The organism is Paeniroseomonas aquatica (genome assembly GCF_030409335.1).
GTDB lineage: Bacteria > Pseudomonadota > Alphaproteobacteria > Acetobacterales > Acetobacteraceae > Belnapia > Belnapia aquatica.
This window is the reverse complement of sequence record NZ_JAUFPN010000008.1, coordinates 25785-36502: the sequence shown is the minus strand read 5'-3', so window position 1 is coordinate 36502 and position 10718 is coordinate 25785. Positions and strand designations below refer to the sequence as shown.

The 10718-nt window shown below is 65.2% G+C and carries 6 protein-coding genes; 3 read left to right on the top strand and 3 right to left on the bottom strand.

Going from position 1 to position 10718, the window contains the following annotated elements:
• Window positions 1–34 precede the first annotated feature (34 nt).
• Window positions 35–1249, bottom strand: a complete 1215-nt coding sequence (locus QWZ14_RS01135) for a DUF305 domain-containing protein (protein WP_290314713.1) — start codon at window positions 1247–1249, stop codon at window positions 35–37.
• Between the two features lie 681 nt (window positions 1250–1930).
• Between QWZ14_RS01135 and QWZ14_RS01130 the strand changes: the two genes are divergently transcribed.
• A complete protein-coding gene (locus tag QWZ14_RS01130; RefSeq protein WP_290314712.1) occupies window positions 1931–3139 on the top strand; it encodes an IS256 family transposase in 1209 nt (402 codons plus the stop codon).
• 638 nt (window positions 3140–3777) lie between these two features.
• Here the strand turns inward: QWZ14_RS01130 and QWZ14_RS01125 are convergent.
• Together QWZ14_RS01125 and QWZ14_RS01120 are read right to left on the bottom strand one after the other, a co-directional pair.
• Window positions 3778–4053: a DUF4242 domain-containing protein gene (locus QWZ14_RS01125; protein WP_290314711.1), complete on the bottom strand. Its 276-nt coding sequence runs from the start codon at window positions 4051–4053 to the stop codon at window positions 3778–3780.
• Window positions 4054–4067: 14 nt separating this feature from the next.
• Window positions 4068–7202 carry an ATP-binding protein gene (locus tag QWZ14_RS01120; RefSeq protein WP_290314710.1) on the bottom strand — a complete coding sequence of 1045 codons (3135 nt, stop codon included), beginning with the start codon at window positions 7200–7202 and terminating at the stop codon, window positions 4068–4070.
• A gap of 155 nt (window positions 7203–7357) precedes the next feature.
• On the opposite strand from QWZ14_RS01120, the gene QWZ14_RS01115 reads away from it, so the two are divergent.
• Window positions 7358–8530, top strand: a complete 1173-nt coding sequence (locus QWZ14_RS01115; protein ID WP_290314709.1) for a sulfite oxidase — start codon at window positions 7358–7360, stop codon at window positions 8528–8530.
• A 355-nt stretch (window positions 8531–8885) separates the two neighbouring features.
• Window positions 8886–10679, top strand: a complete 1794-nt coding sequence (locus QWZ14_RS01110; protein ID WP_290314708.1) for a phosphatase PAP2 family protein — start codon at window positions 8886–8888, stop codon at window positions 10677–10679.
• Window positions 10680–10718: the final 39 nt, after the last annotated feature.

Sequence of the window (10718 nt, the reverse complement as noted above, 5' to 3'; positions counted from 1 at the left end):
CAAGCTCACCAGCCTCCGGCGAACCTGGAGCGGTTCAGGCGAAGCTGCCACGCGCCGTATGGGCGAAGTTCACATGGTTGGTGATCGGGCCCGTCTCCATCGTGTGGAGGATGTTGAACGGTGGGCGGGCGTTGAACACCATGGTCCGGCCGACATCCTTCAGCGTCATCCAGACCTGGGTGCCGTCCGGCGTCGCCGCGATGTTCGGGCAGAACGGGCTCTGCTGCTTGACCCGCCCGACGATCTCGTGGCTGCCGGTGGCGATCACCACCGTCTCCGGGTTGAAAGAGGAGCAGACATAGCCGTATGCCCCATCGGGCGAGAAGATCGTCATGCCCGGGCCGGCCGGCACGCGGATCCGGGTCTTCTCCTCATAGGTGTTCGCGTCGAGCACGGAGACATAGTCTTCCCCGCGCACGGTGACCCAAACCTCGGAACCGTCCGGCGTGAAGAAGGCCTCGTGCGGGGCGCGGCCGACATAGGTGGTGTGCTTCACCGCATTCATCTTGGTGTCGATGAAGGTGACGGAATTGCTGCCGATCGAGACCACGGCGAGCGTGCGGTGGTCGGGCGAGAAGCCCATGCCGTGCACGAGCACCTGGCCATGATAGAGCGGACTGAGATTGCCCGGCTGCGGATCCCCGAGCCGGATCACGCCGAGCAGGGTGTTGCTGGCAGGATCGGTGACGGAGACGGTGTTGGAAAACTGCTCCGCCGCATAGACGCGGTCCTGGTGCGACACGGGGCGATCGGGCGCCTGGCCGGCCCAGGCGCCGGCCGAGAGAAGACTGCCGCCAAGGCAGACGGTGGCCAGAAGACGATGTTTCACGGGATCTGTCCTATCGCGCGGAAAGGGAAGGGCCTGGGTGGGAGCCGGGGCCGAAGGCGGCGGCGCCAGGCCGAGGGCGAGTTGCATGGCGGCGATCTCCTGCTGCTGGGTGACGACGATCTCCTGTGCCAGGCGCCGCAGTTGCTCATTCCCGCCGTGGCGGAGATAGATCACGGCCATGTCCATGGCGCCCTGGTGATGCGGTGTCATCATCGCAACGAAGTCACGGTCGATGTTGCCGGTAGGGTGGACGGCCATCCCCTCCATCATCTTCGCCATGGCTGCCTCGTTTTCGGCGAGGAAGGGGCTTTCGCTCGCGGGGGCCGCCGCCGGCGTGAGGTGCTGATGCCCCTCATGCGCCAGAGCAGGAGTGCCCGCGAGGCCGGCTAGCACAGCAAAGCCCGCGCCGATCCGGCGCATGAATGTCCAATTTCTCATCGCGGCATTGATCCTCTGCGACCTGCTTTGATGAGAAGGACACCGCTGGGCCGCGGCTATTCCCGCTCCCGGTCAAAAAAATTGCTCTACCTGAAGACGGCGGGCGGAAATCCCTTGAGCTTCGGAGAGTGTGGAGGCGATGGGCGAGGATCCGCTGCCCGACCAAGCTGATGGCGCGGACCCTGTCGGCGGGGGCGGCCATGGGCAAGGGTCGTGGTCGAGTAGCTCGGCCATTTGGCTCTGCCCTCACAGATCCGGGCAGGCGGCTTTCCCGCACCCGGCTCTTACCGGAAGTAACCCGCATCATGCCGTACGTGGTGTCCAGGGGCGGGTGATCCGAGGTTGGGGTAGAGCCAAGCCTTTGGTCACAGTCTCGAACCAGTCCCATCCATTCGCCGGTTCTTCTGGCTTCGCCGCCTGAGGCAGTTAAACCAGATGCGCCGGACGTCCTGCAGGAACCCGTTCAGAGAGCGCCAGTTATGCGGCAGGCCGAAGTAGCCGTAATGCCCGCGTAGCACGCTGGAATACCAGCGGGGTGCTGGTAGCGTCCGAGCTCGTGGTGGAAAATCCGGCGTTGGCCGGGGTGTAGGGCTTGGGTGGCCATCGGACCTGGCGGCTAGGGTGGAGTTGCGAAGCTCCCACCCCTGACCGGCCGAGGACCCGATGACCGAGGACAGACTGCCACTGGCGGAACTGCTGGCGAAAGCCGGAGACGGTGACTTCCTGCGCAACGTCGCCGAGACGGTGCTGCAGATGCTGATGGAGGCCGATGTGGAGGGCCTGATCGGAGCCGGGCGGCACGAGCGCACCGGCGAGCGGCTGACCTACCGCAACGGCTTCCGCGACCGGACGCTGGATACCCGGCTGGGATCGCTGCAGTTGCGGATCCCGAAGCTGCGGCAAGGCAGCTACTTCCCGCCCTTCCTGGAGCCCCGGAAGACATCGGAGAAGGCCCTGGTGGCGGTGATCCAGGAGGCCTGGATCGGCGGGGTTTCGACGCGGCGGGTGGACGAGTTGGTGCAGGCCATGGGCCTGTCCGGCATCTCGAAGTCGACTGTCTCGAAGCTCTGCAAGGACATTGACGAGCGGGTCGGTGCCTTCCTCGACCGGCCGCTCTCTGGTGAGTGGCCGTATCTCTGGCTCGATGCCACCTATCTCCGTCAGCGCGAGGGCGGCCGCATCGTGTCGGTGGCCGCGATAATCGCTGTGGCCTGCGATGCCGAGGGGCACCGCGAGATCGTCGGCCTGCACATCGGCCCGTCGGAGGCCGAGACCTTCTGGGCGACTTTCCTCAAGAGCCTGGTCAAGCGCGGCCTGAAGGGCGTGAAGCTGGTCATCTCCGACGCGCATGAAGGGCTGAAGGCGGCGATTGCCCGGGTGCTCGGCGCGACCTGGCAACGCTGCCGGGTCCATTGGATGCGGAATGCCTTGGCGCATGTCGGCAAGGCGCAGCAGTCCATGGCCTCGGCCGCGCTGCGCCAGGCCTTCCTGCAGGCTGACCAGGACAGCGCCCGGCAGACCTGGCGCCACGTCGCTGACCAACTCCGCGAACGTTGGCCCAAGCTCGGCAAGCTCATGGACGACAGCGAGCACGACGTGCTCGCCTACATGGCGTTTCCAGTCCAGCACCGGACCAAGCTGCATTCTACGAACCCGCTGGAGCGCCTGAACAAGGAGGTCAAACGACGCGCCGACGTCGTCGGCATCTTTCCTTCTGAGCAATCCATCATCAGGCTCATCGGCGCCGTGCTGCTCGAGGCCGACGATGAATGGCAACTGCAGCACCGCTACATGGGCGTCGAGGCTATGGGCGAGATGCTCAACCCGGTGTCCACCAACGAAACCCTCCAACTTCCACCCAGGTCCGCCTGAGCCGTGGCCACCTCAAGCTCCGCAGTAAATTCCACCACGTTGACGGACGCTACCAGCTGCCAGATCAACTCCCGCACCGCCGCCCGGCTCCAGAGTGCGAACGGGAGGTCCAACTCGTCCGGCGTGTGCCACTGGATCAGGTCCGGCGTCTCCGCCTCCTGCTCGGCCGTGAGGAGCCGGCCATACCCCGGGTCGGGCCCGCGCTGCCCGGTCTTCAGCCCAGCCTTACCCCGCTCGGAATACCGCTTGCAGATGTCGAACACCCCGGTCTGGGTCAGCCCAACCTGCGCCGCGATCCCCCATAGGTCAGGCCGGCCTGGCGAAGCCCGATCACCTGTCACCGACGTTCCTCTTGCGCCGCCGCCGGCAGCTTGCGCATGTCCACATGCTTCATGCACCCAACCTGGACGGATCCTACTCGCCTTCAAGACCGCCACAGTCGGATCAATAGGAGCCCATCCGCGAATTTCGGCTTCGTGCTGCGGGCTTCGCGGCCAGCCGCCCTATCATGATGCGGATCATGGCCATTCGGACGAAGGCGGCGGCGACGCGGCAAGCAATCTCGATCGTCCACGTGCCGACTCGTCACTTGATCCTGCGATCGATCAAGTCGCCCGAGGCCAGCAAACTGATGCCCCTCAACCGACGTTTAAAGCGGCATCACCGCCGCCTAGCAGTTCGGCTGGCCAAACGCGATCGAACGTTGCCCCTGCCTCCCGCTGCACATCGCGGACACTTGCCGCATCCGCCGCCTCATATTCACAAACCATTCGGCGGCGATCCTCAGACCAGTAGCTGCGAAGCCACTGGACCCGGTAGAGTTCCAGGCAGGGCGCCATACGCCCCTCCACGCCGTGAAGGTCTTCGGGTGTCAGTGGCGGCTCAAAAGTGCGTTCGACAATAAAGCGCGGCATGGCTCGCGGTCTCCCTATGGTCTGATGGCCTGTGGTGCGGAATGCTGCGCGCTCATCGTTGAAGCCACCGTTGGAATGTCTTGCCGTACTTGGGCCGCGGCCACGAGGATCGCGGCATCAGCACGGGCGCCCAAATGGCTCGGACTAGCAGCCTCGGCCAGCAGCCACTCGACTTCGGCTGCCGCGGGCCTCTGGCTTCCGGCACAAGCTATCCGCACCAGGAATGCGCGCGCTACCGCCGCTTCGCCCTCGCGCCGCACTGCCGTAGCCGCGGCTAGCGCCTCTTCCGCGCAACTGCGCGCGGCCGCTGTTTGCCCAGCAAGTCCGTAAACTTCCCCTGCGGCGTTTAATGCATAAGATAAATGCGCTTTATGATCGGTATCCCGCAGCCGCCCGAGTGCCTCCTGCAGCTTGTCCATTTGAACCTGGGGTTTGCCAGCGGCTCCATGCTCGGCGAGTGCGTCCAGCACGTCAGCAAATGGCCCCTCCTCGCTGCCAAACCGCGCAGCAACCTCTGCGAGCTCCGTGCAACGGAGCCGCGCTTCCGCGTGCTGCCCTTGCTCTAACAAGGTGGTGGCAAGCCAGGTAAGACATTGATATTCCCGCCAGCGATCCTGTTCGGACCGGGCTAGAGAGAGGGCACGCTCAAGCCGCGGTAGCGCATTGGCCAGTACACCGTTCCAACGTTCCAACAGGCCTCGGCCCCAATGCAATTCGCAGAGCTCGATTCCAAGCGCACCGACAATAACCTCGGCTTCTTGGAGCAATGCCCCAGCGTGATCTATCCCTGTCCCCAGGTCGACCAGGCAGCGCGCCGTGTTTGCCAGACGCCGCGCCCTGGCTGCGGTGTCCGCGACTATGCGTCCGGCTTCAGCGGCGCGCAGGGCGCTATCGCGGGCGCGTTCGGTGTCACCCGCGTCTACATACAGTACCGACAGAAGATGGTGGCCCATGGCTGCGGCTGCGGCGAGCCCTGCGCTCTCGGCTGCTACGGTCGCATGGGCAACCTCCACGGCCACTTCGGCTGGTAGCCGGCGCAGGTCGGGACCCTGTGCCGCCCGAACGCTGAGCCGTAGCAAGTCGATGCGGGCTGCAGGATCCTGCGCGGCTGGCAGTAGCCGATTAAGGTGGAGCAAGCCACGCCCAGCGAAGGCAGTAGCCTCTGCTGCCGCGAAAAGCCGGAGGCAGCGATCCCCAGCAGCCCGGCATGCCCGCACCGCCAGCGCGTGGTCACCACAGAGTTCGGCGTGGCGTGCGAGGTTGGCAGCCACCGCGTCATCGGTCTGGGCATCAACCTCGAGGATGCGAGTGATATGGCGGTGCACCAGCCGCCGCCGGGGCTGCGAGGCCATCCGGTAGACCGCCTGACGCACCAGGTCGTGCGCGAAGTCGTAATCGCCGGCATCCCCTGTCGCAGGTCGGACGATACCGCGTCTCTCCCACTCCTCCAGTGCTGAGGTAAGTTCCGGCATGCCAAGCCCAGAGACCCGTCCAAGCAACTCGGGGTCGAAGCTGCGGCCGAGGGCTGCAGCCCAAACCAGCGCTTCACGGGCTCGCTGAGTGAGACGGGCAAGCTGGCTCGCAACGAGGGCGTCGAGCTTTGGCGCGGCCGTTTCCCCACCTCCTCCATGCTGCCCGGCACGCGCGAGTTCCAGTGCCAGTAATGGGCTGCCCTCGCTTGCCACCGCGATCGACGACGCGTCGAGTGCGGGATCGACCGCATGCACCAACTCCGTTGCCTCACAGGGAGTCAACGGGCCAAGCGGCAGGAGCAATAGGCGGCCGTCGCGCCCAAGGGTACGGACGATCTGCGCGGCAGCAGCGTTGTCTTCGAGTTCTCCCGAACGTGCCGCAACAGCGAACAGCAGCGGAGAGGCATCTCGGGCCATGCGGAGAGCGTAGTGAAGCAGCGCGGCCGATGCCTCATCAAGCCACTGGATATCGTCGACCAGGACGACAACTGGCCGCCGTTCTGACAAGCGCCGGAGCAGCTCGGTAACGGCTTCGAACAGCCGAGTGCGATCCGTCGATGACAACGGAGCTGGTCCTAGCTCCGGCTTGAGTGGCGCGAGATCTGCCTGGAGGTCCGGCGGCACCTCGTCCGAGGAGATGCTGCGTAGGGCATCGATCCATACGCCATAGACACGAACCGCGCCCTCGGCCTCGAAGGCACGTGCCACAAGTGTCCGGCCGCCAGCTTGGACGGCTTGCTCGGCGAGGTTGGCCAGTAGCCGACTCTTACCGATGCCAGGTTCTCCGGTGACAAACGGCACCCGCCATGCCTGCCCCATGGCAGCCGCGGAAACCTGCTTACCAGTCAGAATGCGTTCGTTTCGGCGGCCCACGAAGGGGACATAGCAGCCGCGGATATCAGCCGTGGGAAGCCGAGGCGGCGTCGGGATTTGCCTAGAAAGCTGCAGGCCGCGCTGTGCCCGCTCTAATTCGCCTGATGGCGGGGCAGCAAGTTCGTTCTCGAGCATGCGTCGGGCGTGATCGTGATGCTCGAGCGCGCAGCGTCGCCGGCCAAGGTGGGTCAGCAGACGCACAATCGCCGCATGGCCTGCCTCGGCGAGTGGGTCAGCGACGACGAGCGCTCGCGCGTGGGCGAGCGCCTCCTCCGGTGCTTCCTCCTGGAGGCGTTCCACCAAACCACCCAGCGCCGCGAGCCGCAGCGCGCTGGCGGCCTCACGCTCGGCAAGGCACCATTCGTGGAAGCGGTAGCAGCTGGGAAGGTCAAGGCCGTCCAGGAACTCGCCACGGAATAAGCTGACTGCTTCCCGCAAAGCGGCTGTCGATGTAGCGGAAACGCCTGGCGAGAGCAGCTGGCGTAGCTTGAGTAAATCGACCTCAGCAGCTCCAGGCTGAAAGGCGACGTGCTCCCGGTCCGCCTGCAGATAGCCACCCCCTGCCCCGTGCAGCACCTGGCGGATTTTGCTGAGGCTCCAGCGCAGCTCCGCTCGCGGGTCATCCGGGCCGTCCCAAAGCAAGTCGCAAAGATGCTCACGCCGGTGGGGACGATCAGTGGCGGCGAGGTAGCCCAGCAAGGCACGCGTCTTGCGCGAGGCAGGCAACGGCGCCGCACCGGCACCATCGCGCAGAACCTCCACCTCGCCCAGCAGTCGGATGCACAGCCCGTTGTGGCCTGTCATGCCCTCCGCCTCGCGCCGCCCGAACCCACGCCCGTTCCAACGAACGCTTCCACGGCATAGCCCCAGCCTAGGGCTCTTGACTAACGGCCGGGCGCCAGTTTGGGACCTGCCTGATCATGTTCGCGTCAGAACTTTCTGCGAGAATAGGGGGAGCCATGATGGAATCATTAGACATCCGCCGCCGAGAGCTACTGATCCAAGGCGGTGCAGCCGTCGCCGCGGCGGGCCTCACACTTCTCGGCCCAACCATCCCAGCCTCGGCCTTTCCAAGCCGGCCGGGCGAGGAGGTCGTGCCTTGGGCAGATCCGCCGCCACCAGTCGCCGCGCCGCAGGTGGTGCCGCGGCAACTGGACTGGGAACGGCTGGATTCCTGGATTACGCCGAATGATCGCTTCTTCGTCGTAGCCCATTATGGCATTCCGGAGGTCGATGCCGCATCGTACCGCCTTGCGGTCAGCGGTCTTGTCGAACGGCCACTTAGCCTGACACTGGATGCGATCAGGGCGCGGGCACGACGCGAGGTCGCCTGCACGGTGGAATGCTCGGGCAACCATGGTACCCCCTGGTTGACCAGTGCCATCGGCACCGCACGCTGGACCGGCACTCCCCTGGCCCCCCTGCTGCAGGAGGCTGGCTTGCGCCCGGGCGGCACCGAGGTGGTCTTCTACGGTGCCGACAGCGGTGAGGAACAGATACGGACTATAAAAGTGCAAGCACCTTTTGCGCGGAGCATGTCGGTGGCCGATGCAATGGCACCTGAAGTTATGCTCTGCTGGGAAATGAACGGTGCGCCACTGCCGCGTGAGAATGGTTTTCCGCTGCGGCTGGTGGTCCCTGGCTGGTATGGCGTGGCCAGCGTCAAATGGCTCAAGCGCATCGAGGTGCGAGACACGCGCTATTCCGGGCGGTTCATGGGACGGGACTACGTGACCGTGCGGGAGGAGGATGTTGGCGGGCGGAAGCTGGCGATAGAGAACTCGGTTGGTCGCGCCCTGCTGAAATCCGCGCCGGCGAAGGTCACTCGCCAAGGTGGTCGTTACCGCATTCTTGGCGCCGCCTGGGGCGGCCAGGTTGCCCGCGTGGAGGCACGGATCGACCATGGACCATGGCTCCCGGCGACCATTGACCGAGCGGAGGAGGCCGAGTTCGCCTGGAAGATCTGGTCTGTGGACTGGCCCAACCCTTCGCCCGGCGAGCACACGGTTACGTCCCGCGCGGTCGACGCAATGGAACGCATCCAGCCTGCACCAGAAGACCCTTTGATTGCGAACAAGCGGACCTACTGGGAAAGCAACGGGCAGGTCACGCGGCGGATCCGGCTGAGCTGATATCCTCGACAGAGATTGCTACCTCCACCAGCAGGTAAGAATGCGCCCAGCCGCGCAGTTCAAACGGGTATAATAGTTCAGCGCTCCTCAATAAGCCTGCTCCATTCCGACAGAAGTAGTCGAAGGATGTCTTACTCGACACGTCCTGACTTAGTCATCAGCGGTGCCACTTAAAAATTCCGGCCAAGTTTCTTTTCGCTGCCGCGCCCCAGGGTCCAGTGCCAGCGTGTTTGATGTTGGCTCCTACAGCAGGCTCATCGCACCGCAATGTCCCAGGCTCGCTCCGTACCTTGGCTGAATGCAGCACCGCCGGCAGTGGAACTGTCCAACGACAATCAATCAATAGGAGGGCTCCATGAGCAAATACTCCACCACGCCATCCGATGTTGACTCAAGTTCACTGGGTTCGCATTCAACTCCAGCTCTGCCCCGACGCAGCCTTCTTGGCGGTGTTGGCATAACAGCCAGCTCTGCATTTGCACTGCCGGGCGTGTCTCCAATTTCTCCGGCAGCAGCGCAGCCGATTGCCACCGATCATGCGAAGCGGCTCCTGGATACTGCGTTGCACCGCCGCGCCATCGAGGTACGCGAAACCTGCGCGCGTACCATGGGCGAGATCCCTATCGCTCCGCATCCTGCCAACGACGACGAGACCCGCTACGCCAACAGAATTGGCACCGACACACGGGCCCTGCCACACAATGAGCGTGGTGAGGTGGACCAAGCGGCTTGGCAAGCACTGTATGACGCTTGCCGGTCGGGTGATCCGGCCGACTTTGAAAAAATTCCGCTTGGTGGCACGCGCCGGTTGGGCAACCCGCTCGGCACCATGGCGGTCAGCCTTGGCGGCCTCAACCCGGCGCAGATCGTCATCCCGGCAGCGCCAGCCTTGGCCAGCGCGGAGCGGGCCGCCGAAGCGGTGGAGGTTTACTGGCAGGCGCTGCTGCGCGACATCCCCTTCGCCGAGTACCAGGACGGCACTGGTAACCGTGACCTGCTCGCGGCCACGGAGGAAGTCAACCGGCTCCCGGGCTACCGCGGTGCGAAACGCGACGGGCGCGTCACGCCGAGCACGCTGTTCCGAGGCAGCGCCCTTTACTTCGACGCGAACGACCCGCGGGGTCGTGCCGTCACGCCGCCGGGCGTGCTGGACGGGCCGGTGATCTCGCAACTCCTGCTTCGTGACATTCCTTTCGGCGCGCAGTGGATCGGGGCACGCATCCGCACCGCGACGCCGGCCAGCGAATTTCTGACCGGCTACGACGAATGGCTGAAGGCGCAGAACGGCCAGGCGGTAAGCGGCCAGCTCCAGTTCGACGCCACGCCGCGCTACATCGCCACTGGGCGGGACCTGGCGGAGGCCGTCCGCACCGGACTGGCGCAGCCCTGGGCGGTAGCGCTGCTGCTCGCCACCCCCACGGGCGGACCGGATCCGCGCTACGGCGGCATGTTCCCGCTGGCGCAGCCGGCGCTGCACCCCTCCAACCCGTATCGTCGCATCCGGAACCAGAGTGCGGGGGCAGCGACCTTTGGGCCAAACCACTTGCAGGCCCTGATCGCCACGGGCTGCAATTATGCCCCCCGCGCCGCCTACTGGCAGAAATGGTTTGTGCACCGCACGTTGCGGCCGGAGGCCTATGGCGGGCTCGCGCATAACCGTCTGGCCAACGGTGTGAGCGACTATCCGTTGCACGATGACTTCCTGCGATCGGAGGCGCTTGGCCGCACTCGGGCGAAGCAGGGCACTTACCTGCTTTCGCAAAATACCCCGGACGGTTCACCGATCTTCTCGGCATACCCTGGCGGCGGCGCCAGCGTCGGTGCTATCACCGCGACCCTGCTAAAGGCCTTTTTCGACGAAAGTCGGACCGTCGCCGACCCGGTGCAGCCTGACCCGCGCGACCCGACGCGGTTGGTGCCCTACAGCGGGCCGCCGCTAACCGTAGGTGGGGAGCTAAATAAGTTGGCGGCGAACCTCGCCATGGGGCGGAACTGGATGGGCATCCACTTCTGGTCTGACGCTGCGGCATCGATGACCATAGGCGAGGAGGTGGCGATCGGCCTGCTGCGCGACGAGCGCGTCACCTACCGCGAGACCTTCGACGGCTTCAGCTTTACGCGCTTCGACGGTAGTCGAGTATCCATCTAAGCCGCGGTTTGGGCCGGCGTTTGGCAGCGCCGGTCCTAC

Coding starts and splice junctions, on each gene's coding strand:
- QWZ14_RS01135 (WP_290314713.1), bottom strand. CDS start 1,249: ATGCGCCGGATCGGCGCGGGCTTTGCTGTGCTAGCCGGCCTCGCGGGC.
- QWZ14_RS01130 (WP_290314712.1), top strand. CDS start 1,931: ATGACCGAGGACAGACTGCCACTGGCGGAACTGCTGGCGAAAGCCGGA.
- QWZ14_RS01125 (WP_290314711.1), bottom strand. CDS start 4,053: ATGCCGCGCTTTATTGTCGAACGCACTTTTGAGCCGCCACTGACACCC.
- QWZ14_RS01120 (WP_290314710.1), bottom strand. CDS start 7,202: ATGACAGGCCACAACGGGCTGTGCATCCGACTGCTGGGCGAGGTGGAG.
- QWZ14_RS01115 (WP_290314709.1), top strand. CDS start 7,358: ATGATGGAATCATTAGACATCCGCCGCCGAGAGCTACTGATCCAAGGC.
- QWZ14_RS01110 (WP_290314708.1), top strand. CDS start 8,886: ATGAGCAAATACTCCACCACGCCATCCGATGTTGACTCAAGTTCACTG.